Raw genomic sequence first — 24,179 nt, forward strand, 5'->3', positions numbered from 1 at the left:
AAACTAAGCTAAACAAATGGGAGAAATCTCGATTAAAATAACCATTTCCGACCGTATTTATCCTTTAAAGGTGAATATGGAAGAGGAAGAAATTGTGAGACGGGCAGCAAAAATGATCAACGAGCGCATAAAAGATTATCAGGATAATTATGCGGTTAGAGATAAGCAGGACCTTCTTTCTATGGCAGTATTGCACTATGCAACCGCCGTATTGAGAACAGAAAACAAAGTACAAAACCAGGATACTGCTGTTGCCGATAAAGTTGAAGAATTGGATGTTTTACTCAATAATTTCTTTTCAAAATAAGGTTCGTTCTTTATATTTTTTTGTCATCCTGAATGCAATGAAGAATCTTCTGGAATGTCTGGGGATTTTTAAAACGGCTTGCGCTATGCGCTTTGCTTCATTGGTCAGCATGGCAAATCACACATATTAGCACAAAAATATAGCCGCAGCTAGTTTTTGAGTTTCAAATTTTATAAAACTTAACACTTCAATATCTATAGGGTTAAGAGGGCGTATTTCATTTGCTTTGCACCTGAAAATGGCTTAAACCCTAATTATGCTTAGTTGAGGTTTAAAATGTATGAGACTTTAAAAATTAGTTGCGGTTTTTTTTTACTTAAAAAACAAAATGGAAATAGTTGAAATATTAGGATACGTATTTGCCGTAATAGCAGGTATAGCTATCGGAGTAGTGGTAGGAAGATTCCTCCTGCGTAACTTGCTTAAACAGCAGGAAGTTGCTGCACAGAACAAGGTGAAAAAGATTTTAAAAGACGCAGAAAATAATGCCGAAATTTTAAAAAAGAATAAACTTTTAGAAGCAAAAGAGAAATTTTTACAATTAAAAGCGGAGCATGAGCAGGAAGTGAATGCAAAAAACAACAGCATTAACCAGCGCGAAAACACCATGAAGCAGAAAGAGCAATCGGTGAACCAGCGCATGGAAAACTTCAATAAAAAAGAACAGGAGCTTGATAAACAAAAGAGCCACCTTGAAAAGCAAACCGAACTTGCCATTAAAAAGCAGGAAGAGGTAGAAGTATTAAAAAATCAACATTTAACCCAATTAGAAACCATTGCAGGTTTATCGGCCGAAGAAGCTAAAAACCAATTGGTAGAAAACTTAAAGGAAGTTGCCCGTACACAAGCCATGATCCAGATTAAGGATATCGTTGACGAGGCAAAACTAACCGCTAGTAAAGAAGCTAAAAAAGTGGTTATCCAAACCATTCAACGTACCGCTACCGAGGCGGCCATCGAGAATTCTGTTTCAATTTTTCATATCGAAAGCGATGAGATTAAAGGTCGTGTAATTGGCAGGGAAGGTAGAAATATCCGTGCTTTAGAAGCGGCTACCGGTATCGAGATTATTGTTGATGATACCCCTGAGGCTATTATTTTATCAGGTTTCGACCCGGTAAGGAGAGAAATTGCCCGTTTGGCCTTACACCGTTTGGTAACCGATGGCCGTATCCACCCGGCCCGTATCGAAGAAATTGTAGCCAAAACCAAAAAACAGATCGAAGATGAGATTGTAGAAATTGGCGAGCGCACGGTAATCGATTTGGGGATCCATGGTTTACACCCTGAACTGATCCGCATGGTTGGCCGTATGCGTTACCGTTCATCTTATGGGCAGAACCTGTTGCATCACTCACGTGAGGTGGCCAATTTCTGTGCTACCATGGCGGCAGAGCTTGGTTTAAATGCTAAAATGGCTAAACGTGCCGGTTTACTACACGATATCGGTAAAGTGCCTGATGATAATCCTGAACTGCCACACGCAATTTTAGGGATGCAACTGGCCGAAAAATATAAAGAACATCCGGAAATCTGTAATGCAATTGGAGCCCACCACGATGAAATCGAGATGACTTCGATGATATCACCGATTATTCAGGCTTGCGATGCCATTTCAGGTGCCCGTCCGGGTGCACGCCGTGAGGTGGTAGAAAGTTACATTAAACGTTTAAAAGACCTTGAAGAACTGGCTTTATCATACCCTGGTGTAGAAAAAACCTTTGCTATCCAGGCCGGTAGAGAGTTACGCGTGATTGTTGAAAGCGAACGCATTACCGATGCACAGGCAGAACTTTTAGCTGCTGATATTTCTACGCGTATCCAAACAGAAATGACTTATCCTGGCCAGATCAAGGTTACCGTAATCAGGGAAACCCGTTCTGTGGCCTTTGCAAAATAGATTAAATCGTCACCCTGAATTTATTTCAGGGTCTTAGTAACAAAAGATGCTAAGCCCGAATATTCCGGGCAGCATGACGAGCAGTTTAATAAACAAGATATAAAGCGATGGATATTCCATCGCTTTTTTTTATTTTTACATAATGAGCAAGCAAACCATCCAAATAGAACCAAAACGTCCGGTCGATGTACTTTTTGATAAGTACGCCGAAAGTCACCAAAACCCGACCAACAAGCTGGTTCACTGGATCTGTGTGCCATTAATCGTATTCAGCTTATTAGGTCTGGTTTGGCAGATTCCTTTTCCACATATTGGGTTTTTGGGAAGTTATAATGGTTTTTTTAACTGGGCATCATTTCTATTGGCCTTCAGTTTATATTATTATTTTACCTTATCGCCCGTATTGTTTTTTTTAATGATCTGGGTTGTTGGTTTAATGAGTTATATCATCGTAAAAATTGAACAGGCCGTTGGTTTGGGCAGTGGAACCGCTTATGCTATTTATGCGGCAATATTTGTAGCTGCCTGGATCGGTCAGTTTATTGGCCATAAAATTGAAGGGAAGAAACCCTCATTTTTAGACGATGTTAAGTTCCTGTTAATCGGTCCGATCTGGTTATTGCACTTCATTTGTAAGAAAGTTGGTATTAGGTACTAATCCAAAATACGGTTAACCTTTAATTAACCTTAACGTAAAGTAACATTAATTAACACCTAACTTCGTGTTAACACTGCGGTAATATTTTTGCCCTTATCAAATAAAGGCAAATTGGAATTACTAAACTCTTTTAAAAGAGCGGCACTTACTGTGTTCGCTTTGACGATGAGCATACTTTCGTATGCGCAAACAGGAAAAATTTCCGGTAAAATATCTGATCAAAAAACAGGTGAGACCTTAATTGGTGTTACAGTAAAAATTTCAGGTACAACAAAAGGTACTTCAACAGATATTGAGGGTCGATATGTTATTGCAGGGTTGTCGGCAGGAAAACACGCTATTGAGGTTTCTTATGTGGGTTATGCAACTAAAAATGTTGTCGATGTAGAGGTAAAAGACAATGCTTCTACTAATTTAGATATTTTATTGAGCGAGTCGAACTCACAAAAATTAAACGATGTAGTAATAACTGGAAGCGCTAGTAAAGAATCAGTTAATACTTTATATGCTAATCAAAAATCAAGTATTAGTATTTCAAGCGGTATATCAGCTGAATTGATTAAAAGAAGTCCCGACCGTAATACTTCTGAAGTTTTAAAACGTGTAAGCGGTGCAAGTATCCAGGACAATAAGTTTGTTATCGTGCGTGGTTTATCTGATCGATACAACTCTGCTATGTTAAATAACTCTATGCTTCCAAATACAGAAGTAGATAAAAGAGCATTTTCATTTGATATTCTTCCTTCAAACCTGATAGATGCCATCGTAATTAATAAAACGGCATCAGCAGATATTCCTGCAGATTTTTCAGGAGGTGTAGTACAGGTAACCACAAAAGATTTTCCGGTTAATACTTTTTTCAATGTTTCATTAGGAACTTCTTACAACACACAGTCTGCCTTTAAAGATTTTCTGTCTTCTCCAAAAAGTGGTAACGAGATTTTCGGATTTTATAATAAAGACAGAGATATCCCAACGGGATTTCCTTCTTCAAAAGATTATCGCGCTTTACCAAACGGTGCAAGTGAAACTTTTACCCTATCTAAACTTTTTAAAAACAATTGGGGATATAGTTCTGCGAAATCAACCATAGGTCCAAATTTCCAAGTAAATTATGGATCCAGTAAGGTTTTTGATGATAAATCTAAATTTGGCGCTGTTTTATCTTTAACCTATAGATACGACGAACGTTTAAAAACTAGTGATCAAAAAGCCTATGTTGGACAGGCGCTAGGTGATGTGTACCATGATGATATGTATAATTTTAATACAAATATTGGTGCACTTGCCAACTTTGCATATTCGTGGGGCAATAATAAAATTTCATTAAAAAACTTATATAACAGGGTTTTAGAAAATCAATTTACCTATCGTGTAGGTATAGACGATGCTGGTGGTGAATTTATCAGGACCGGTGATTACCTGCTTCAAAGATCTTTAATGTCTAATCAGTTAACCGGTGAGCATTTATTGTCTACAGAGAGCAAGATCAAGATAGACTGGAACTTAAACTATGCAAATACAGACCGGAAAGAGCCTGGCTATAAACGTATGGATTATTCCAAAGATGGTATTGCTTCTGTTCAATCGGGATCTGCCGTAGCCGGTTTAGCTGGTAATTTTTCTTCTGTACTTAATGAAAATGCCTACGGTGGTGCAGCTAATTTAACAATTCCGGTTAAATGGTTCAGAGATAATAATAAAATCAAAGCTGGTTATTTTGGGCAATACCGCAAACGTGATTTTAGTGCAAGGGTAATCGGTTTTATTAGGAACGGGAATTTCGATGCTTCATTGTTAACGCTTCCGCAGGATCAGATTTTCTCTCCTGAAAACATACGCGCCAACGGCTTTGTGTTAAACGAAATTACAAATGGTAGCGATCAATATCAGGCTAATTCTTTACTGAACGCAGGTTATGTGATGTTTGATGGCTATTTAACTGAAAAATTAAGATTAGGTATTGGCGCAAGGTTAGAATCGTATAAGCTATCATTAACCAGTGAAGATAATGGAAAGCCAGTAAACATTGATTCAACGGCTACTAACTTACTTCCTTCCGCAAATCTGATTTATAACTTAAGTGATAAAGCTAATATCCGTTTATCAGGATCCCAAACTATTGGAAGAGCTGAATTTAGGGAACTAGCACCATTTCCTTTCTACGACTTTAATAAAAACGTTAACGTTAGGGGTAATGCTGGGTTAAAGCAATCTAAAACTACTAATATTGATTTAGGTTATGCCATTTATCCATCATCGGGCGAAACCTTTTCGATATCAACCTTTTACAAATATTTTGATTCTCCAATAGAACAAACACTTCAATTAGGGACGTCTGGAAGGTCGTTAAGCTATGCTAACTCTGCTTCGGCTACTGTTTATGGAGCTGAACTTGAAATAAGAAAATCGTTAAAATTTATTGATAACAGTTTAAAGAACTTCACATTTAATGCTAATGGATCTTATATCAAATCAAAGGTTCAGGTTTCAAGACTTGTAAATGCTCAAGGTTCGAGACCATTACAAGGGCAATCTCCTTACTTAATCAACGCAGGACTATCTTATGCATCTGCTGTCGAAAACTCAACTGGTGTAACAGTATTATATAATAGGGTAGGACCAAGAATCTGGGCGATTGGTAATGTGGAAGACCCCGATATCTATGAATATTCAAGAAATATTTTAGATCTGCAGGTTTCACAAAAGTTTGCAAAATCGAAGGGAGAAATAAAAGTTAACTATAGCGATATCTTTAACAACAAAGCTTATTTCTACCAGAAAGTTAAAGGTTCAGATCCAAATGCAGGCTTCGATAAAAAAACAGATAATATAAATATTGCCGATAGGTTTGGATCTACCATATCGCTAACACTATCCTATAAATTTAAATAGCAGAATAATTTTTTAACATTAAAACGCCCTTCATTTAATGCTGAATTGATATTGGCATAATCTGCAGGAAATATTTTTGAACAAATCATAAAAGGAAAAGGAAAATCAAAATGAAAATGAAAAACAGATTAAACTTGGGCATGCTGGCAATTTTGGTAGCTGGTGCTACAGTAGTTTCTAGTTGTAAAAAAGATAGTACACCTATCGAGGAACCAACAAAACCGGATTCGAACGAATCTTTGGCAGATGCATTTTTTGATAAAGTATCCTATAAAGGAGCATTTGGATCATCAGACTGGACTGCAAGCTGGACCAATTTTACACCAAAAGTAACTGTATATGGTGAGGCAACTGAAACTTTGCAGGGATCAATCGATGCTAACAGAACATTAGATGCGAATAAAGTTTACAAATTAGTTGGATTTGTGTACGTTAAAGATGGCGTTACATTAACCATTCCTGCCGGAACTGTTATCCGTGGAGATAAAGATTCGAAAGCTACTTTAGTTATCACACGCGGTGGTAAATTAATTGCTGAAGGAACTGCAGCAAAACCAATTGTATTTACTTCAAACCAGGCTGTTGGTTCAAGAGCTCCTGGTGATTGGGGTGGAATTATTATTTTAGGTAAATCAACCAACAATATCCCTGGTGGTACAGGTTTAATTGAAGGTGGATTAACTCTTCCTGAAGGAAACCACGGTGGTAATGTTTCTGCCGATAACTCTGGTGTACTTAAATATGTACGTGTAGAGTTTCCTGGTATTGCTTATGCAACCAACAACGAAATTAACGGTGTTACTTTTGGATCGGTTGGTTCTGGTACTACCGTAGATTACGTACAGGTTTCATATTCAGGTGATGATTCATTCGAATGGTTTGGTGGTACTGTAAATGCTAAGCATTTGGTTTCTATTGCAAACGTTGATGATGTTTTCGATTTTGACAACGGTTTCTCTGGTAAATTACAGTTTTTAGTAGCTCAAAGAGATCCATCTTTAGCTGATCAGGCTGGTCAATCTAATGGGATCGAGTCTGATAACTCAGAAAAAGTATTCGATTCTAGTCCACGTACCCGTCCGGTTATTTCAAACATGACACTAATCGGCCCTGGAAACGTAGCTGTTGATGCGAAGCACGAATATGCTAACCTATGGAGAAGAGGTTCAAAAATGATCTTGGCAAATTCAATCTTTATTGGGTTTAAATTTGGTATCGATATCCGTGATAAAGAAACCGGAGATGCATTAACGGATGGAACATCATTGATCAAAAACAATATTTATCAATCATTTACTGCTGGTAAGGATGTTGTTGCCGATGGTGCTACACTTTCTTTTGCAAGTTCAGATTTATTGAAACAATATTTAACTTCTAAAGGAAATACCATCATTGATGAAACTGCTGCAGCAGCCTTATTGAATGCCCCTTTCAGCTTAACAGCTCCTAACTTTACAGTTAAAGCTGGTTCTTCGGCGGCAACTGGCGCAACTTTCTAGATATTAAACAATTCGCCTGATTAAAACAGGCAGATCATAAGAAGAGCCTTTATCAGATATTGATAAAGGCTTTTTTATTGCTTTAATTTATGTTATGCCTTAAAAATATAATCACCCTTGTTTAGGTAATTGTAATTGTTAGATTCATCATTGTACGTTTAATTATTTTAAATTGACTTATTATTTTAATTTTTTTGTCTGTTTTATAATATTAAAATTAATGATTTGTTTATAATGCATTAATATTGAGATGGTTAAATTAGAATAAAAAAATCATCCATGAAAAAATCATCTATTTTAAGCTCATTCTCAAGGACAATGTGCTTCGCATTTTTGATGCTAACTTTAAGCATCTATTCGTGTAAAAAATCTGAAACTCCTGTTATAGCTCCCGATAACAAAGTTGAAGTTGAGCCCAATGCGCTCGCTAAAATTAAAGAACTTGGTTTTGCAACCGATGGCATCAAAGAATCTGGCGATTACTATGTAGTAGAAGGTGATATCTTAATTTCAAAGAAATCGTTAACTACAGTTAAAATTGCAGAAAAAGCAACCAATGCTGGCGGTAAAATAGCGCAAGGCCACACCAATCAGTTAATTCAGGGAAACCTCACCAATGTGATTATCACCCAGGAAGATTTCGATACCAGGTGGTTTTATGCAATTAGAGAAGCTGTGGCTGCATGGAATGCAATAGGCAATTGTCGTATTAACTTAATCCATTCTTATAACCAGTTTTATGCACCATATACCAGTTCTGTTACGCCTCATATTACCGTTAAAAAGTTAGATATGGGAACCGGTGCATTTGGACAAGCTGATTTTCCAACTAATGATGGGCAGGCAGGCGCCAACATCTGGGTGAATCATATTACCAATAATGTTAACAGTGCAGGTGCCAACAATGGCATACCAAGAAGCCATGAACAGGATGTATTTATGCTGATACACGAAATTGGCCACTGTTTGGGTTTGCGTCATACAGATTACAGCGGAGAAGGTAATTACGATAACTATGGTAGGTATGTTGGCGTGAATGCAACACCTGGTACACCCTCAACCGGCGCTGCGTCAGCAGATCCTAATTCTGTAATGAACTCAGGTAGATTAGGCACTTCGAGAGGCTGGACAGGTTTTTCTTCCTATGATGTAATCGCTGCCCAGTATTTATATCCGCCCGTAACCACTCCGTTTGTAAGTACCTTTAAAAATGTAATCAATGGCCCATCTAGCAATTCTGCAGGCAGTACGGTAATTAGCACAGCTGGTGCCATGTACGATAGCGGTTACTACGAGTGGAGAATGTTAGATCAAAGTTTAAATGTGGTGTTGCCGGTAAGCACTTTTAGTAATTCGCCACAACAAGAATGGTCGTATGGTACACCCGGCACTTATTATTTAGAGTGCAGATTGGTTGGCTTAGAGTGCACAGGAGAATGGGCAAGACAAACCATTACTTTTAATTAATCAGTTATAATCTTGCCTTTAATTAAATAAACATAAAAAAGCATTGTAACAATCACAAAGTTGCAATGCTTTTTAATTAATATGCGTTTATAAAAATTTATTCACTAGCCTTCCGTTTTCTCAGCTACCAGTTCCTTTTTAGGTGTTTTTACTGCAGCAGTTTTAGCCGGCTTTGTTTTGCTAACTACAGGAGCAGTTTTTTCTTCCTTAATAAATGGGGTAATTGAATCTTCTGTAGCAGAAATCGTAACTTTTTTAGCCAGTTGTTTGGCAAATTTTCCGATTACTTTATCTGCTTTTTTTGCTTTGCCATAAGCTGATACCACTTCGCCGAAAGCTGCAGCCAATTTTGTTTCTAACTCTTTACGTACTTTCTTGCCTGCTGAATGGTTTCTTGATTTTGATTTATTTTTTTTCATCGAACTTAAAATGGATATTTCCAAAGATATGTTATCGGAAAATTAAATCAATATTATGATTTTGTTAACTAATTGGTTTGGAGTTAACATGTATAATATTTTAGTTAATGCAAGGCTAAATTTTAGCCCCTTCCGCTACATGCCCGCCAAGGTCTAAAGTATTCTGAAACTCTTCCAGGTATTGAAGCAGGTGCCTTTCTGCATTTGCATACGAAGTAAAGGTAGAAGCCGGTTGATTAGGATCAGAATCGCTTTTGCTTTTATAATATAAGCTGGTCTGAAAAATAAACACACTGTCATCATTAATCGGCGACATGATCCTGGCTTTAACCTGATGCTGGTGAATTTCGACAAAAAACTCTTTTAAAATGGTATATATGACTGCAGACATAAGGATATCGTTTACGTTTTAACATCAGTTAAAAAATAAAAGTAATGCAAATAGCCTTTCATTCAGCGTGTTTTTAATAAGATAACATTGATTAAACAATTAATTAACATTAAATTAATATTAAAACGTCAGATATCATCGTTTAATGGGCTCATAGGCATATACCACCTCAAATTTACTGTTTTTCAGGTTTGAGGAGAGCTGTCCGATTTTCAGGTTCTGCGCCTGTGGGGTAGGCTCGCAATAAGAGTATTTTTTACCTTTATAGGTAATGGCTTCACCAACAGGTTTGTCAAACTGTACAGCAATGGTTAAATGTTTGGGGTAGAGTAAGGCAATCATAGGCAGGTTATATATTTCTTTTACCAGGTAGAAAAAGAGTGCTGCCCGGTCGTCGCAATCGCTGTAGGTACTTAATAATGTCTGTTCTGGCGAGAAACGTTTTTCTTTACCAAAATTTTCATCATCATCTTCGTATAAAAAGCCGTAACGCGTAAACCTCATCAAATAATCAACCCCTTTTTTCTGATCCATGTGCTTTAAATTTTCTTTTAAAGTAGGAATAAGCGAGCTGTAAGTTTCTCGGCTTAACGGGATATTAAAATAACTTTCAAAATCGACTATCGGGTAGTTTTTAAAAATAGCCTGCACATCCTCATTTACTTTGAGTTTAAAATGATGTATTTTTTGACGATAACTAAACTCGATGTCTTTTTCCTGGTAGTTTTCCGGCTTGAAATCGGGCATACGCGTAACTTTATACGAGAAAGGATTTTTAGCCTCAGGAATTGAAATTTTAACTGGTTTGTAAACGTCGGCCTGTTTAAACAATTTTCCATAATCATGATAGTTCAGGCACATGTATTTTTTACCTTCAATTATAAAAAATGGAATATCGCTGATGTCTTCCTCATTTCTGACATAAAAAATAACCTGGTTATTGCCCACAGCCAACCTTGCATCGTAACCGCATTTGCTGAGCAAAAACCATTTGTATAACGTATAACGGAAATAATTATCGGCTTTCGGGCTGATTAGTTCTGCCGTTTTACGGATGAGCTGGTAATAGATCCAATCGTTTAAATTATACTTTTCCTGATACTTTTTAAGTGAAATAACCAATGGGGTATAATTGCCTGATGATATCATGGTGTAGAATTTTGAAACCTCAGCTGCATTTGCTGTTTTTGATACCGGAAGATTAACCGTTGAATCTGCACTGAAATTGAAAGTTCCGTTGTAAAAATCGAAAGTGTAGTTCTGTCCCTTTGCGATGGTGGTACTCAACACCAGGCTAACGAACAAAAAGATATTCAAAAAATATATGCAGATCCCTCTTTTCAAACCACGCCATATTTGGTTACATTAAATTTACCTATTATTAATGCAAAAGCAACAATTTCTTTATGTTAAGCAGCTAATCACATTTTATAATAAATTAACATGGGGTCAGCTTTTCAATAAATTTTAAACACAATTAAAGAATTATTGAAATGTGATTTGTAATCATGCTCGTAATATTAAATATTCTATAAATAACATTTCATTAATACCAATTTAACAAGCTGACCATACTTTTGTGGCATAAATATTTGGTTAGTATTTATAAAGTTTAGGTTAGTTGATAATAAAAAACCCAGATGGATGTCTGGGTTTTTTTATTGCCTTAAATTATAAGTTCTTGCCAAGTTTTTCCAGCATTTCTGGTGGAATATTATGTGTATCCACCACTAAGAAACCATCTAAACAATCTGAAAATTTAGGATCAATATTGAAAGAGATAATTTTCGCATTCAGGTTCATATACTGTCTTAACAATACCGGAATTTTGATGTGCGAGTTTTCAATATCGCCAATAATACTGTCTAAATCCTTGAAAGATTCACTGCTATCAACCAATGTATCAGTTGCGATAGGCAATAAATCGGCCTTAAATTTATTTCTCGGTTTAACATATTTTGCCATCTCGTAATCGAAATGGTTTTTGGTAATGTAATCAACAATTAAAGCCTTGCTGAATTTCGAAAAATTGTTGCTGATACTTACCGGCCCGAACATGTAACGGTACTGCGGGTTATCGATCAGGTATTTTAAAATTCCTTTCCAAAGCAAAAACAATGGAAGTGGTTTACCCTGGTATTCTTTTCTGATCCACGACCGGCCCAGTTCAATCCCTTGCCTCAACATCGGGTAAAACTGATCTTTCATTTTAAAAAGTTCCGAAAGGTAGAAACCACGGCGGCCCATACTTTCTAAAATCTCATCGCCTTTACCAATGCGGTAAGCACCTACTATATTTTCAAGGTCCTTATCCCAGATAAATAAATGGTTATAATAAATGTCGTAGTTGTCAAGATCGATTTTCTTGTTTGTGCCCTCACCAACTTCGCGGAAAGTGATTTCGCGTAAACGGCCAATCTCTCTTAAAATATTTGGAATTTTTAAGGTTGGTACGATATATACTTCATAGTTTTTTTCCGTCCAAACCTTAAAATCCTCTAGTTTTTCTACTTCTTCTTTAATTAAAACCCTCGAAGTTTCTTCAATTACCTCAACCGGTTTCTTTTTAATTTTGAATAAGTTTAAGGGATTAAAAAGCTTTTTCTCCGTATCCAGTCCAACACCCAAAGCATAAGTACGGGCCCTTAAAAAGTCCATTAACTTATTGCTGCTGTTCATGTGCGAGATTTCAGAAATCGCAATCGGCTTACCAATCCTTACTTTGATGGTACGGCCGTGTTTATTTAAAAATTCAGATGGAAGCTTTGCCGTACGTAAAGTTGGGTGTATAAAACTTAAGATATTAAAGAAAACACCGTTATTGCCATGAAAATAGATGGGTACCACCGGAACTTTTGCTTTTGCAATGAGTTTTCCAACCACAGGGTGCCACATTCTGTCGGTTACCTGCTGTGCATCCAGTTTAAATGTAGAAACCTCTCCAGCCGGAAAAATGCCGATCGGTGTTCCATTTCTAAGCAGATCGAAAGTTGTTTTTAAACCACTGATGCTTGATGAATGCTGAACATTTTCGAAAGGATTAACCGCCACAAAAAATTCATCAAGGTTAGGGATTTTTTTCAATATGAAATTTACCATCACTTTGGCATCAGGCCTCACCGTACATAAAAGTTTAACCAGAGCCAGACCTTCTACACCGCCGTAAGGGTGATTTGCTATGGCAATAAACGGACCCGTTTTAGGGATGCAGTTTAAATCATCCTCGTCAAATTCGATCGAAACACCAATGGTTTCCAATATTTTATCTACAAACTCTAAACCCTTAAAGTGTTGATTTTGAGCGAATACATCATTGATATCATTCAGTTTCATGATCTCCATCATCAAACCTGCCAAACCCGGTACACCTAGCTTATCTATCTTCGTTGCTTTAGCAAATTCGGACGTTGTTATGATCTTCATATAAAATTCTTAGGTTGTTGATAGGCAAAACCTGCTCAGTTTTGCAATCCCAAAAATAAGATTTATATTTATAATACACATGTCATATCGCATCAATGAGAATTTGGCTGAATAAATATTTCGGTTTTAGTAAAGGTGAGTTCAACGGATTGTTGTTGCTGATCCTGATTATTATGGTACTTAAGGCAATACCTGTTATATATGGTTATACCCGGCAGATAGAAAAAGACGACCCAAATCTTTTAGCGCAGCTTCAGAAAATAACCGTTGCTGATGAAAAATATGCAGGCAACCTCCGCGACAGGATTGAGAATTCTTATCCAGAAAAAACAATTAAGCTGTTTAATTTTGATCCCAATACTTTAAATGCTGATGGCTGGCAGGCTTTGGGTTTATCGCCAAAACAGGCTAAAGCAATTATTAATTACACCAGTAAAGGCGGGAAATTTTTTAAGCCTGAAGATCTGCAGAAAATGTACACCATTTCTCCGGAAATGTATAAAAAGATTTTGCCCTATGTTAAAATTGCAGATCAGGATGTAAATACCTCCAAAAAATATTTCCCATTTGAAAAGAAAGAATATGTTAAAAAAGCACCGGTAATTGTTGATATAAACCAGGCTGATTCTGCAAAATTGGATGAAATAAAGGGAATTGGTGCTGCTTTTGCAAAAAGGATTATTAAATACCGGGAGCGTTTGGGTGGTTTTTATAAAAAAGAACAATTAATGGAAGTTTATGGCTTAGATTCTGTTAAATATGCCGAAATTAAAGACCAGATTTCGATAAGTAGTGTCCCTTTAAAAACAATCAATATCAATACGGCGGTTTTTGATGATCTAAAAAGGAATCCATACCTTTCTTATAAACAGATTAACGCCATTATTCAATACCGTAAACAACACGGCAACTATTCAAATGTAGCTGATTTAAAAAAGATAGCCATTTTAAATCAGCAGGTGATCGATAAAATTGCACCCTATATTTCTTTTTAGAAATCGAATATGGTATAAGGATTTAACCTTGCTGAGGAATTGTGGTTTCCGGCTACAATGTAATACACCCAAAAACAATCTTACCTTAAATCAGTATGAAAGCTTGCCGTTTCGTTAGGGACGATATCCGGGTAGCAAATAACCATTGGTTGTTTGCGTTTCGTTCCGTAGGAAAGTTTCGTGGAATTTCACCATATCAATCAAAAATCATCATTCTCCTGATTATTCGCAGATTTTTATTAAAAAAATAAAAAAATCTTTTTTAATCTTTTTCAGGGTTTAAAATTTAACCCATAAACTAAATGAACCAAATACCATTTCATTCTGTAATTGCGCAAATATTTAATGGTAACTAACTATCAAATAATTGATTATAATTGCCCCGAACTAACTTAAAATATAAAATTTAATGAGCGTGAGCTTCGATTTTTCAGAAACAGAAACTCAGCAGAATGTAAAGGCTATGGTCCGCGATTTTGCAGAGAAAAACATTCGTCCAAATATTATGGAATGGGATGAGGCACAGCATTTTCCGGTAGCGCTGTTTAAGCAACTTGGAGAATTGGGCCTGATGGGCGTTTTGGTTCCCGAAGAATTTGGTGGCTCGGGTTTGGGCTATCAGGAATATGTTGATGTAATTGTAGAAGTGGCCCGTGTATGTGGCTCAATCGGTTTATCATTGGCGGCACACAACTCGCTATGTACAGGCCATATCTTAGCCTTTGCCAATGAGGAGCAAAAACAAAGATGGTTACCTAAACTGGCAACTGCCGAATGGATTGGTGCCTGGGGTTTAACCGAAGCGAACACCGGTTCGGATGCTTTAAGAATGATGACTACTGCTGTTGAAGACGGCGATGATTATATTATAAACGGTGCAAAAAACTGGATTACCCATGGCAAAAGCGGCGATGTTGCCGTTGTAATGGTAAGAACAGGGGAGCAGGGAAATTCGAAAGGGATTTCGGCCATTGTGGTAGAACGCGGTACGCCTGGTTTTACGGCAGGAAAAAAGGAAAATAAACTGGGGATGCGTGCTTCAGAAACTACTGAAATGATTTTTGATAACTGCCGTGTACCGAAAGCCAATTTATTGGGCAATGTTGGCGAAGGTTTTAAACAGGCTATGAAAGTTTTAGATGGTGGCAGGATTTCTATTGCTGCATTGGCTCTTGGTATTGCAAAAGGTGCTTTTGATGCAGCAGTAGCTTATTCGAAACAACGCCAGCAATTTGGCCAGCCGATCTCAAGTTTTCAGGCCATCAGTTTTAAACTAGCTGATATGGCGACTGAAATTGAGGCTGCAGAATTATTAATCCGCCAGGCAGCTGACTTAAAGAACAGGCATTTACCTGTGACAAAGGAATCGGCCATGGCTAAATATTTTGCCTCAGAAGTATCGGTAAGGGTAGCCACAGAAGCCGTGCAGATATTCGGCGGATACGGTTACACCAAAGATTTTCCGGTAGAGAAATTTTACCGTGACAGTAAATTATGTACAATAGGCGAGGGCACCTCCGAAATCCAAAAGATTGTAATCGCCAGAGAAATATTGCAAGGGTAAAAAGTATAAGGTTTAGGGTTTAAGGCAAATGCCGATCACCTTATACCTTACATCCTACACCTTCAACCTTATTAAAAACCAAATATATTATGAGTAATCCGGACGGTTTAACCACCTCCGGATTTTTTTTGTTAAAATTTTCAAAACCTCCTAACCGGAATCAATGTTTTGACTAATGACTAATGACTAATGACTAATGACTAATGACTAATGACTAATGACTAAAGTTAGTTTGGCGCTTGAACCAGTTAATCGATTTAAACAATTAACCGATTAACCATTCTTAAACCAATGACCAATTAACCATTAAACTAATAAACTAAAAACATGGCAAAATATTCAGAAAAAGCTGGTGATAAAGTAAAAGAAACCATGCACGAAATGAAAGAAGGTAAGCTTAAAAGCGGCTCGGGCAAAAAAGTAACCTCCAAAAAGCAAGCAATTGCCATCGGATTATCAGAGGCCAGAAAAGAAGGAGCAAAGGTACCTAAGAAAGATTAAAAGACTAAAGCTGAAAGACCAAATAGGATCACTTATAAGTAATTCTGCTTCGTGCCTGTAACGCTTTTAGCTTTAGTCTCTAGACTTTCAGCTTACTCCGGTAAATCTTTCGTAGTTAAAATGCTATCTACTACGTAAACGCTAAATCCTCTCCAGGGCAGGGTATGTTTATACTCTTTATAATGTAATTCGAAAAACTTTCCGCTATTGGCCATCATTTTTTCTGCAATTTCTTTATTGGCGATAGAAAATTCAAATTCATTATTTTGTAAGGTACCTGTTTGTCTGGATTTTATCCCGCTCTGGATTAATTTGCCCTCATACGTTTTAAACACATAGCCCTTTTTTACCACATAGTTTAATTCACCTGCTTTCACCCCTTCGCCAAACACAAAGAAATAGCGGTAGTAACAAATTGCGATTAATACGATAACAACTATAACTGCGATAATTGAACCTACTTTTTTGCCTGTTGTCATATATGATAATGTATATATAAATGTAGCTAAACAACACATAAGTTTAACTAATGATTTAAATAAAAATTCTTTTTATAAATCTTTCTCGTTTTCAATATTTTGCTTACATTTGCAGCCCGTTAACACGGGAAAATTTAAAAACCACGAGAGGAGGTATTTCAGCGTTATGATCATTATCAACATTAAAGACGGCGAATCATTAGATAAAGCCCTTAAACGTTTCAAGAAAAAGTTTGAAAAAACTGGTGTATTGAGAGAACTACGTAGTCGCCAAGCATACGAGAAAAAATCCGTTGCTCGTCGTACTGAAATTAAACATGCTGTTTACATTCAGAATATGAATCTGGATACAACTTCATAGTTGTTCACGATATAAATGTATTAAAGCCTTCCCAGTGTAAAATCGGGAAGGCTTTTCTGTTTTAAAAGAAATCCAAAACTTTACAATAAACAATTAATTAATGATTTCTTTATATCAAAACAATTTGTAACTTCATATCAATGGCCGTAAAAAGATATTGAATGTTGCTAAAAAGTTTTATCACATATTTAACCCACGAGAAGCGCTATTCTCAGCACACCATTACTTCTTATCAAACCGATTTAGATCAGTTTGAAGAATTTCTTAAGGCATCAGAACTTGATTTTCCTGAAGTTAAACACACTCACCTGAGAAGTTACCTGGTTGAGCTGATGGAAAAAGAAAATTCAGAAAATACCATTAACCGAAAAATCTCTGCATTAAGAAGTTTTTATAAGTTTTTACACCGTTCCGGAAAGATCGATCAAAATCCAAGTGCTTTAATTAAGGCACCTAAAATTCCTAAAAGGCTACCGGTATTTGTTGATGCACAAAAAATGGATCATCTGCTGGATTCGGAGCAGTATTTTAATGAAAGTTTTCCCTCTGTTCGCGATCACCTGGTAATCGAACTGCTGTTTGGAACCGGCATGCGTTTAACCGAACTGTTGCAATTGAAAGATACAGATATCGATGTTTATTCGGGAACGATAAAAGTGTTGGGTAAAAGAAATAAGGAACGGATTATTCCTATAAATAAACAGCTTATCAATCAGGTAAATACCTATATCGGACTAAAAAAGTTGCAAAACTTTAATAACAATTTACTTATATTAATCGTTACCAATACAGGTGCAGCGGCATATCCGAAATTAATATACCGTATTGTTACCTCATACCTAAACCACATATCAACCAATGAAAAGAAAAGTCCCCACGTGTTGCGGCATAGCTATGCAACAAGCCTGTTAAACGCAGGAGCAGATTTAAATGCGATTAAAGAACTTTTGGGTCACGCCAGTTTGGCAGCAACCCAGGTTTACACGCACAACTCAATCGAAAGATTAAAAACAATTTATAAACAAGCCCATCCAAAGGCGTAAAAAAAGGAGGAAAAATGAAAATCGGAGTTCAATCAATCCACTTCAGTGCAGACAGTAAGTTGTTAGATTTTATACAAAAGAAGGCAAATAAGCTCGATCAGTTTTTTGACCAGATCATTAGCGGCGAAGTGTATTTAAAGTTAGAGAACGTAGAGGACGAGGCCAATAAGATTAGCGAAATTAAACTTATTGTGCCGGGGGGTACCTTGTTTGCTAAAGAACAATGTAAATCATTTGAAGAAGCCACTGATCTGGCCATCGAATCATTAAGGAAACAGATCACTAAACATAAGGATAAAACGCGTGCTAAATTAAGTGAGCATAAAGCAATTTTAAGCGAAAGCGAAGCGGCTGATTATTAATAAGCATAAAATTATATAAATTTAAAGGAGCGGTACAGTTAAATGTGCCGCTCTTTTTGTTTGAAGAGACCGTTGAACGAGGAAAATCGAAAAGATAACTTCCTTTAGCATCATCATCCCGAGCGGACTGCAACGTAGTCGGGAGATCTTTCCAGGAGATGACGATTTTTTTAAAATTAAAGAAACTGAATGCATTCTGCGCAGATTTCTATAAATCAAAATCAGTTTTTCATCAGATTCTCTTTAAAAAAATCAGCTTCGCTACATTAATTTTAACTTTTATTGAAATTAATTCAATTGTTATTATCCGCCAATAATTGTGATTACAGATCCCAATCATGTTTTTGAGGGCTACGGGCACAAAAAAATGAAAAAAAATATTCCATTTTAAGAGATTGATTATTAAGCTTCTTCATCGGTATAATGGTTGTCAATTAAAATAACTTCACTATTTTTTTTCAAATTTATTTTGAAGTGAAATATAAGTGTGTATATTTGCATTCCCTTTCGGAAACGGTGTTAAGCCAGGAAAAAAAGGGTTGTTCTTTAAAAAGATAAAAGTTTTAAAAAAACACGTTAATAGTATGAAAAATGAAGATTTTTCGTATCATTGCACAAAATTTAAAGCCTCCTTAGCTCAGCTGGTAGAGCAACTGACTTGTAATCAGTAGGTCATTGGTTCGATTCCGATAGGAGGCTCTTTTTATTTTAAAGTGTTAGCATTTTAAAGTAAAAGATGGGGAGATTCCAGAGCGGCCAAATGGGACAGACTGTAACTCTGTTATCGCAAGATTTCGAAGGTTCGAATCCTTCTCTCCCCACACTTTAAATGAATGACCAAATGTTTTAATGATAGAATAAATCTCTCATTCTTTCATTTAATCAATCACTAGTTTTTAAAAGCGGAAGTAGCTCAGTTGGTAGAGCGATAGCCTTCCAAGCTATAGGTCGCGAGTTCGAACCTCGTCTTCCGCTCCAATAAAATTAGAAAAGTGGGCAGTTATTGGTTGCGGTTTTAATTTAGTTAAAACAAAAGGCTGGAACTGGAAACTAAAAAGCCGACTTAGCTCAGCGGTAGAGCACTTCCTTGGTAAGGAAGAGGTCATGGGTTCAATTCCCATAGTTGGCTCAGGATAATAAAGCTTTGTTAAATCTGTTTAATATGCAGGGTAGACAAGGTTTTTTGTGTTGCATTGCATCAAAACAATAAATAAAATTAATAAAAAGTTAACCTACTAATTAGTTATAAATAAAATGGCAAAAGAAAAATTTGACCGTAGTAAACCGCACTTAAACATCGGTACAATCGGTCACGTCGATCACGGTAAAACAACTTTAACAGCAGCTATTACAAAAGTTTTAGCTGATGCAGGTTTATCTGAGGCACGTTCATTCGATTCAATTGACTCAGCTCCTGAGGAAAAAGAAAGAGGTATTACAATTAATACTGCGCACGTTGAGTATTCAACTGCAAACCGTCACTACGCACACGTAGATTGTCCAGGTCACGCGGATTATGTTAAAAACATGGTTACAGGTGCGGCTCAAATGGATGGTGCTATTATCGTTGTTGCTGCTACTGATGGTCCAATGCCACAAACTCGTGAGCACATCTTATTGGCTCGTCAGGTTGGTGTACCTTCATTGGTTGTATTCATGAACAAAGTGGATATGGTTGATGATCCTGAATTATTAGAATTAGTAGAAATGGAAGTTCGTGAATTATTATCGTTCTACGATTTCCCTGGTGATGATATTCCTGTTATTCAAGGTTCTGCTTTAGGTGGTTTGAACGGAGATGCTAAATGGGTAGCAAAAATTATGGAATTAATGGATGCTGTTGATAGCTACATTCCAATTCCTCCACGTTTAACTGATCTTCCATTCTTAATGCCTGTTGAAGATGTATTCTCGATCACTGGTCGTGGTACTGTAGCAACTGGTCGTATTGAGCGTGGTGTAATCAACTCTGGAGATCCTGTTGAAATCTTAGGTATGGGTGCTGAGAACTTAAAATCTACAGTAACTGGTGTTGAGATGTTCCGTAAGATCTTAGATTATGGTGAAGCTGGTGATAACGTAGGTTTATTGTTACGTGGTATTGAGAAAACTGATATCCGTCGTGGTATGGTAATCTGTAAACCAGGTTCAGTAACTCCTCACACTGATTTCAAAGCTGAGATCTATGTATTGTCAAAAGCAGAAGGTGGTCGTCACACTCCATTCTTCAACAAATATCGTCCTCAATTCTATTTCCGTACTACAGACGTAACTGGTGAGATCTCACTAGCTGAAGGAACTGAAATGGTAATGCCAGGTGATAACGTTACAATCACTGTTAAATTAATTAACGCGATTGCAATGGAAAAAGGTCTACGTTTCGCTATCCGTGAAGGTGGTAGAACAGTAGGTGCTGGTCAGGTAACTGAAATCTTAGCTTAATTTTAAGCTATAACAATATAAAAAGAGCTGGTTTAGGCTAGCTCTTTTTTATACACACGGGAATAGTTCAACGGTAGAATAGAGGTCTCCAAAACCTTTGATCAGGGTTCGAATCCTTGTTCCCGTGCTTAATATAATGATTGAGTATTTAGATGAGTGAATGATTGAATTTGAAGGGGCAACTTTCGGATATTATCATTCACTCATTTACTCATTCAGTCATTCAATAATTTTAATATGGCTAAAGTAGTTGAGTTTATAAAAGAATCGTACGATGAAATGACCAATAAGGTTACCTGGCCTACTTGGGGCGAACTTCAAAGTTCTGCAATTCTTGTTTTGGTAGCTTCCCTTATTATTGCACTGGTAATTTTTGCAATGGATAAAGGGTCTACATTTGTATTGGATACTTTTTATAAATCACTTTCTAATTAATTTTTTCTAATGAGCGATCTAAAGTGGTACGTTGTAAGGGCTGTTAGCGGTAAAGAAAAGAAAGTAAAACAGTACATTGATGCTGAGATCAGCCGTTTAGGTTTCTCTCATTTGGTTCCTCAGGTGTTAATACCAATGGAAAAATATTACCAGATGAAAGATGGTAAAAAAATTGCCAAAGAACGTAACTTTTATCCTGGTTATGTTTTAATCGAAGCTACATTAGATGGGGAATTAGAGCATATCATTAAAGGTATTAATAGTGTTATCGGTTTCTTAGGCGATAAAGCTGGTAACCCGATCCCGATGCGCCAGGCAGAAGTTAACCGTATTTTAGGTGTGGTTGATGAAATGAGCGAGCAAGGGGAGACCATGAATGTTCCTTATTATGTTGGCGAAGGCATTAAAGTAATGGACGGACCTTTCAACGGTTTCTCAGGTATTATCGAAGAGGTAAACGAAGAGAAGAAAAAACTGAAAGTAATGGTTAAAATCTTTGGACGTAAAACCCCGCTTGAGCTTAACTACATGCAGGTAGAAAAAGAGTAATAATATTATCAAAAATATTTATAAAGCCCCGGATTTACTTCGGGGCTTTTTTTATGCCTTCTATCAAATTAAGTACGGACAATAACTATAGCTTGTTAACCGTTAAATACCAATAAGTTCTTAACTTATTTTTTATTAAGGATTATCATTTAACAGGATCACAAATATTTAATAATTAAATTTTGTCGATACTATTGTTTTACTGTAAGTTAATCCATATCTTTGCAGTCCTTTAAGCTTTATAGGAGCCCTAAGGAAAATAAATGTTACATGCTTCCAATATTTAACATTGAGTTTTAAATAAACAAAAAACACAAAATGGCAAAAGAAGTCAGTGCAATGATCAAATTACAGATCAAAGGCGGAGCGGCAAATCCATCGCCACCAGTAGGACCTGCATTAGGTGCTAAAGGGGTGAACATTATGGAGTTTTGCAAACAGTACAACGCTCGTACCCAAGATAAAGCAGGTAAAGTATTGCCAGTTGTAATTACTGTTTATGCTGATAAGTCATTCGATTTCATCATCAAAACCCCTCCTGTAGCTATCCAGTTAAAAGATGCTACTAAATTACAGAGTGGTTCTGCTGAGCCTAACCGTAAAAAAGTTGGATCGGTGACCTGGGACCAGATTAAAGTTATTGCTGAAGATAAAATGCCTGATTTAAATGCATTTACAATCGAATCTGCAATGAGTATGGTTGCCGGTACAGCACGCAGTATGGGAATCACCGTTTCTGGTGACGCACCCTGGAACAATTAATTAAAAAACAGTTTACAACAGTGGCGAAATTAACTAAAAATCAAAAAAAGGCACATGCTAAAATAGAAGCTGGTAAAGCTTATACTTTGAAGGATGCTGCTGCTTTGGTAAAAGAAATCACTACTACTAAATTCGATGCTTCAGTTGATATTGATGTATCTTTAGGTGTAGATCCGCGTAAAGCCAATCAAATGGTACGTGGTATTGCTACTTTACCACACGGAACAGGTAAAACTGTACGTGTTTTAGCTTTAGTAACTCCTGATAAGGAAGAAGAAGCAAAAGCAGCTGGCGCAGACTTCGTAGGTTTAGACGAGTATGTAGCTAAAATTGAAGGTGGTTGGACCGATGTAGACATTATTATCACTACACCAGCTTGTATGGCTAAGGTAGGTAAATTGGGCCGTGTTTTAGGTCCAAGGAACTTAATGCCTAACCCAAAATCAGGAACAGTTACCAACGAAGTTGGTAAAGCTGTAACAGAGGTTAAAGCAGGTAAAATTGATTTTAAAGTAGACAAAACGGGTATCATACACGCCTCGATAGGAAAAGTATCATTCCCAGCAGATAAAATTTATGAGAATGCACTTGAAATCATTCAGGTAATTTCTAAATTAAAACCATCTGCTGCAAAAGGAACTTATTTTAAGAGCATTCACGTGTCTTCTACAATGAGTCCTGGAATTGCAATTGAAACAAAATCAGTAGCGGGGATCTAATCATGAACAGAGAAGAAAAAAACGAAGTAGTTTTAGAACTACAAGGACAAATGCAAGAGTTTGGCAATTTTTATATTGCTGATACTTCTAGCCTTTCTGTTGAGCAGATCAATAACATCCGCCGCAAATGTTTCGAAGGTGATATCGTAATGAAGGTTGCTAAAAACTCTTTAATCCGCAAAGCGATTGAAGGTTTAGAAGGCGATGCTTCTGAGATATACGAAGCGCTTAAAGGTTCATCATCATTATTATTCTCAAAAACAGCAAACGCTCCGGCTAAGTTGATTAAAGCTTTGAGAAAAACTTCTGATAAACCTGTGCTTAAAGCAGCATTTATAGATTCATCAGTATATGTTGGCGACGACCAGTTGAATAACCTGGTAAGCTTGAAATCAAGAGAAGAGCTTATCGGCGATATCGTTGGATTACTACAGTCACCAGCTAAAAACGTGCTATCTGCGCTTCAATCAGGCGGTAACAAAATTGCAGGAATTGTTAAAACTCTTCAGGAAAGAGAAGGTTAACGAACACCTTAAGTTCGCAAATTAAACAAAATTATTACACACGTAAATTTTTAAAATCTTAATAAAATGGCAGATTTAAAAGCGTTTGCTGAGCAATTAGTAAACTTAACAGTAAAAGAAGTTAATGAATTAGCTCAAATCTTAAAAGATGAGTATGGTATTGAGCCTGCAGCTGCTGCTGTAGTTGCTGGTCCTGCTGCTGGTGGTGATGCACCTGCTGCTGCTGCAGAAAAAACATCTTTTGATGTAATCTTAAAAGAAGCTGGTGGTCAGAAATTAGCAGTTGTAAAACTTGTTAAAGACTTAACTGGTTTAGGTTTGAAAGAAGCTAAAGACTTAGTAGACGGAGCACCAAAAGAATTAAAAACTGGTGTTGCTAAAGACGAAGCAGAAGCTCTTAAAAAACAATTAGAAGAAGCTGGAGCAGTAGTTGAGATTAAGTAATCACTTAACTTAGCTAAGCTAAAAATGTATTAGACACCGA

Annotated in this window: 24 protein-coding genes and 5 tRNA genes; 24 read left to right on the forward strand and 5 right to left on the reverse strand. The window is 36.7% G+C overall.

The genetic code is table 11. The features are described 5' to 3' along the window. Positions 1-16: 16 nt before the first annotated feature. The 6 genes from ABD769_RS02910 (at position 17) to ABD769_RS02935 (ending at position 8,726) form a co-directional block, all read left to right on the forward strand. Entirely contained in the window at positions 17-307 is a 291-nt protein-coding gene (locus tag ABD769_RS02910; protein ID WP_025143281.1) for a cell division protein ZapA, read from the forward strand. Between the two features lie 328 nt (positions 308-635). After that, on the forward strand, positions 636-2,207 hold the full coding sequence (gene rny / locus ABD769_RS02915; protein ID WP_344849260.1) for a ribonuclease Y: 1,572 nt from the start codon (positions 636-638) through the stop codon (positions 2,205-2,207). A gap of 142 nt (positions 2,208-2,349) precedes the next feature. Continuing rightward, positions 2,350-2,865, forward strand: a complete 516-nt coding sequence (locus ABD769_RS02920) for an Mpo1 family 2-hydroxy fatty acid dioxygenase (protein ID WP_344849262.1) — start codon at positions 2,350-2,352, stop codon at positions 2,863-2,865. Positions 2,866-3,030: 165 nt separating this feature from the next. Then, positions 3,031-5,760: a TonB-dependent receptor gene (locus tag ABD769_RS02925; RefSeq protein WP_344849264.1), complete on the forward strand. Its 2,730-nt coding sequence runs from the start codon at positions 3,031-3,033 to the stop codon at positions 5,758-5,760. Between the two features lie 116 nt (positions 5,761-5,876). Continuing rightward, positions 5,877-7,259 (forward strand): hypothetical protein, encoded by a 1,383-nt coding sequence (locus ABD769_RS02930; protein ID WP_344849266.1) that lies wholly within the window; start codon positions 5,877-5,879, stop codon positions 7,257-7,259. A gap of 279 nt (positions 7,260-7,538) precedes the next feature. Next, positions 7,539-8,726, forward strand: a complete 1,188-nt coding sequence (locus ABD769_RS02935; RefSeq protein ID WP_344849268.1) for a M57 family metalloprotease — start codon at positions 7,539-7,541, stop codon at positions 8,724-8,726. Positions 8,727-8,830: 104 nt separating this feature from the next. On the opposite strand, the gene ABD769_RS02940 is transcribed toward ABD769_RS02935, so the two are convergent. From ABD769_RS02940 to ABD769_RS02955, 4 genes are all read right to left on the reverse strand, one after another. Beyond that, positions 8,831-9,145: a hypothetical protein gene (locus tag ABD769_RS02940; protein WP_344849270.1), complete on the reverse strand. Its 315-nt coding sequence runs from the start codon at positions 9,143-9,145 to the stop codon at positions 8,831-8,833. A gap of 115 nt (positions 9,146-9,260) precedes the next feature. Then, entirely contained in the window at positions 9,261-9,536 is a 276-nt protein-coding gene (locus tag ABD769_RS02945; protein WP_344849272.1) for a hypothetical protein, read from the reverse strand. A gap of 135 nt (positions 9,537-9,671) precedes the next feature. After that, positions 9,672-10,853, reverse strand: coding sequence for a hypothetical protein (locus ABD769_RS02950; RefSeq protein ID WP_344849274.1), 1,182 nt, complete (start codon positions 10,851-10,853; stop codon positions 9,672-9,674). A gap of 354 nt (positions 10,854-11,207) precedes the next feature. Next, on the reverse strand, positions 11,208-12,959 hold the full coding sequence (locus ABD769_RS02955; protein WP_344849276.1) for a bifunctional lysophospholipid acyltransferase family protein/GNAT family N-acetyltransferase: 1,752 nt from the start codon (positions 12,957-12,959) through the stop codon (positions 11,208-11,210). A gap of 95 nt (positions 12,960-13,054) precedes the next feature. Here ABD769_RS02955 and ABD769_RS02960 point away from each other — a divergent pair, with 95 nt between their 5' ends. The 3 genes from ABD769_RS02960 (at position 13,055) to ABD769_RS02970 (ending at position 16,019) form a co-directional block, all read left to right on the forward strand. Further along, positions 13,055-13,954 carry a ComEA family DNA-binding protein gene (locus ABD769_RS02960; RefSeq protein WP_344849278.1) on the forward strand — a complete coding sequence of 300 codons (900 nt, stop codon included), beginning with the start codon at positions 13,055-13,057 and terminating at the stop codon, positions 13,952-13,954. A gap of 409 nt (positions 13,955-14,363) precedes the next feature. Continuing rightward, on the forward strand, positions 14,364-15,518 hold the full coding sequence (locus ABD769_RS02965; RefSeq protein ID WP_344849280.1) for an acyl-CoA dehydrogenase family protein: 1,155 nt from the start codon (positions 14,364-14,366) through the stop codon (positions 15,516-15,518). A gap of 327 nt (positions 15,519-15,845) precedes the next feature. Next, positions 15,846-16,019: a DUF6496 domain-containing protein gene (locus ABD769_RS02970; protein WP_344849281.1), complete on the forward strand. Its 174-nt coding sequence runs from the start codon at positions 15,846-15,848 to the stop codon at positions 16,017-16,019. A 92-nt stretch (positions 16,020-16,111) separates the two neighbouring features. Here the strand turns inward: ABD769_RS02970 and ABD769_RS02975 are convergent, their stop codons facing one another. Continuing rightward, on the reverse strand, positions 16,112-16,498 hold the full coding sequence (locus ABD769_RS02975; RefSeq protein ID WP_344849283.1) for a hypothetical protein: 387 nt from the start codon (positions 16,496-16,498) through the stop codon (positions 16,112-16,114). A 166-nt stretch (positions 16,499-16,664) separates the two neighbouring features. Between ABD769_RS02975 and rpsU the strand changes: the two genes are divergently transcribed. From rpsU to rplL, 15 genes are all read left to right on the forward strand, one after another. After that, a complete protein-coding gene (rpsU, locus tag ABD769_RS02980) occupies positions 16,665-16,859 on the forward strand; it encodes a 30S ribosomal protein S21 (protein WP_025143268.1) in 195 nt (64 codons plus the stop codon). A gap of 161 nt (positions 16,860-17,020) precedes the next feature. Next, entirely contained in the window at positions 17,021-17,902 is an 882-nt protein-coding gene (locus tag ABD769_RS02985) for a tyrosine-type recombinase/integrase (protein WP_344849286.1), read from the forward strand. A 14-nt stretch (positions 17,903-17,916) separates the two neighbouring features. Continuing rightward, the gene (gene hpf, locus ABD769_RS02990) at positions 17,917-18,264 is read left to right on the forward strand and encodes a ribosome hibernation-promoting factor, HPF/YfiA family (protein ID WP_025143266.1); all 348 of its coding nucleotides are present in this window, start codon (positions 17,917-17,919) and stop codon (positions 18,262-18,264) included. Positions 18,265-18,890: 626 nt separating this feature from the next. Continuing rightward, positions 18,891-18,963: transfer RNA gene (locus ABD769_RS02995), tRNA-Thr, on the forward strand. A gap of 39 nt (positions 18,964-19,002) precedes the next feature. After that, positions 19,003-19,085 (forward strand) — tRNA-Tyr (locus ABD769_RS03000). A gap of 81 nt (positions 19,086-19,166) precedes the next feature. Continuing rightward, a tRNA-Gly gene (locus ABD769_RS03005) sits at positions 19,167-19,242 on the forward strand. Between the two features lie 79 nt (positions 19,243-19,321). Further along, positions 19,322-19,393, forward strand: a tRNA-Thr gene (locus ABD769_RS03010). A gap of 125 nt (positions 19,394-19,518) precedes the next feature. Continuing rightward, positions 19,519-20,706 carry an elongation factor Tu gene (gene tuf / locus ABD769_RS03015; protein WP_025143265.1) on the forward strand — a complete coding sequence of 396 codons (1,188 nt, stop codon included), beginning with the start codon at positions 19,519-19,521 and terminating at the stop codon, positions 20,704-20,706. Between the two features lie 56 nt (positions 20,707-20,762). After that, positions 20,763-20,833, forward strand: a tRNA-Trp gene (locus ABD769_RS03020). A 110-nt stretch (positions 20,834-20,943) separates the two neighbouring features. Further along, positions 20,944-21,141, forward strand: a complete 198-nt coding sequence (gene secE / locus ABD769_RS03025) for a preprotein translocase subunit SecE (protein WP_025143264.1) — start codon at positions 20,944-20,946, stop codon at positions 21,139-21,141. A gap of 9 nt (positions 21,142-21,150) precedes the next feature. Further along, positions 21,151-21,690: a transcription termination/antitermination protein NusG gene (nusG, locus tag ABD769_RS03030; protein WP_025143263.1), complete on the forward strand. Its 540-nt coding sequence runs from the start codon at positions 21,151-21,153 to the stop codon at positions 21,688-21,690. Positions 21,691-22,008: 318 nt separating this feature from the next. Beyond that, positions 22,009-22,452 carry a 50S ribosomal protein L11 gene (rplK, locus tag ABD769_RS03035; protein ID WP_010601094.1) on the forward strand — a complete coding sequence of 148 codons (444 nt, stop codon included), beginning with the start codon at positions 22,009-22,011 and terminating at the stop codon, positions 22,450-22,452. Positions 22,453-22,472: 20 nt separating this feature from the next. Next, positions 22,473-23,171: a 50S ribosomal protein L1 gene (gene rplA, locus ABD769_RS03040; protein WP_025143259.1), complete on the forward strand. Its 699-nt coding sequence runs from the start codon at positions 22,473-22,475 to the stop codon at positions 23,169-23,171. Positions 23,172-23,173: 2 nt separating this feature from the next. After that, positions 23,174-23,695, forward strand: a complete 522-nt coding sequence (gene rplJ, locus ABD769_RS03045; RefSeq protein ID WP_025143258.1) for a 50S ribosomal protein L10 — start codon at positions 23,174-23,176, stop codon at positions 23,693-23,695. 66 nt (positions 23,696-23,761) lie between these two features. Then, positions 23,762-24,139: a 50S ribosomal protein L7/L12 gene (gene rplL, locus ABD769_RS03050; protein ID WP_025143257.1), complete on the forward strand. Its 378-nt coding sequence runs from the start codon at positions 23,762-23,764 to the stop codon at positions 24,137-24,139. Positions 24,140-24,179: the final 40 nt, after the last annotated feature.

The organism is Pedobacter jeongneungensis (assembly GCF_039538295.1).
Taxonomy (GTDB): Bacteria; Bacteroidota; Bacteroidia; order Sphingobacteriales; family Sphingobacteriaceae; genus Pedobacter; species Pedobacter jeongneungensis.

Bases quoted from the DNA above. Each gene is read 5' to 3' on its own strand.
- ABD769_RS02910 (WP_025143281.1), top strand. From the start codon at position 17: ATGGGAGAAATCTCGATTAAAATAACCATTTCCGACCGTATTTATCCT.
- rny (WP_344849260.1), top strand. From the start codon at position 636: ATGGAAATAGTTGAAATATTAGGATACGTATTTGCCGTAATAGCAGGT.
- ABD769_RS02920 (WP_344849262.1), top strand. From the start codon at position 2,350: ATGAGCAAGCAAACCATCCAAATAGAACCAAAACGTCCGGTCGATGTA.
- ABD769_RS02925 (WP_344849264.1), top strand. From the start codon at position 3,031: ATGAGCATACTTTCGTATGCGCAAACAGGAAAAATTTCCGGTAAAATA.
- ABD769_RS02930 (WP_344849266.1), top strand. From the start codon at position 5,877: ATGAAAAACAGATTAAACTTGGGCATGCTGGCAATTTTGGTAGCTGGT.
- ABD769_RS02935 (WP_344849268.1), top strand. From the start codon at position 7,539: ATGAAAAAATCATCTATTTTAAGCTCATTCTCAAGGACAATGTGCTTC.
- ABD769_RS02940 (WP_344849270.1), bottom strand. From the start codon at position 9,145: ATGAAAAAAAATAAATCAAAATCAAGAAACCATTCAGCAGGCAAGAAA.
- ABD769_RS02945 (WP_344849272.1), bottom strand. From the start codon at position 9,536: ATGTCTGCAGTCATATATACCATTTTAAAAGAGTTTTTTGTCGAAATT.
- ABD769_RS02955 (WP_344849276.1), bottom strand. From the start codon at position 12,959: ATGAAGATCATAACAACGTCCGAATTTGCTAAAGCAACGAAGATAGAT.
- ABD769_RS02960 (WP_344849278.1), top strand. From the start codon at position 13,055: ATGAGAATTTGGCTGAATAAATATTTCGGTTTTAGTAAAGGTGAGTTC.
- ABD769_RS02965 (WP_344849280.1), top strand. From the start codon at position 14,364: ATGAGCGTGAGCTTCGATTTTTCAGAAACAGAAACTCAGCAGAATGTA.
- ABD769_RS02970 (WP_344849281.1), top strand. From the start codon at position 15,846: ATGGCAAAATATTCAGAAAAAGCTGGTGATAAAGTAAAAGAAACCATG.
- ABD769_RS02975 (WP_344849283.1), bottom strand. From the start codon at position 16,498: ATGACAACAGGCAAAAAAGTAGGTTCAATTATCGCAGTTATAGTTGTT.
- rpsU (WP_025143268.1), top strand. From the start codon at position 16,665: ATGATCATTATCAACATTAAAGACGGCGAATCATTAGATAAAGCCCTT.
- ABD769_RS02985 (WP_344849286.1), top strand. From the start codon at position 17,021: ATGTTGCTAAAAAGTTTTATCACATATTTAACCCACGAGAAGCGCTAT.
- hpf (WP_025143266.1), top strand. From the start codon at position 17,917: ATGAAAATCGGAGTTCAATCAATCCACTTCAGTGCAGACAGTAAGTTG.
- tuf (WP_025143265.1), top strand. From the start codon at position 19,519: ATGGCAAAAGAAAAATTTGACCGTAGTAAACCGCACTTAAACATCGGT.
- secE (WP_025143264.1), top strand. From the start codon at position 20,944: ATGGCTAAAGTAGTTGAGTTTATAAAAGAATCGTACGATGAAATGACC.
- nusG (WP_025143263.1), top strand. From the start codon at position 21,151: ATGAGCGATCTAAAGTGGTACGTTGTAAGGGCTGTTAGCGGTAAAGAA.
- rplK (WP_010601094.1), top strand. From the start codon at position 22,009: ATGGCAAAAGAAGTCAGTGCAATGATCAAATTACAGATCAAAGGCGGA.
- rplJ (WP_025143258.1), top strand. From the start codon at position 23,174: ATGAACAGAGAAGAAAAAAACGAAGTAGTTTTAGAACTACAAGGACAA.
- rplL (WP_025143257.1), top strand. From the start codon at position 23,762: ATGGCAGATTTAAAAGCGTTTGCTGAGCAATTAGTAAACTTAACAGTA.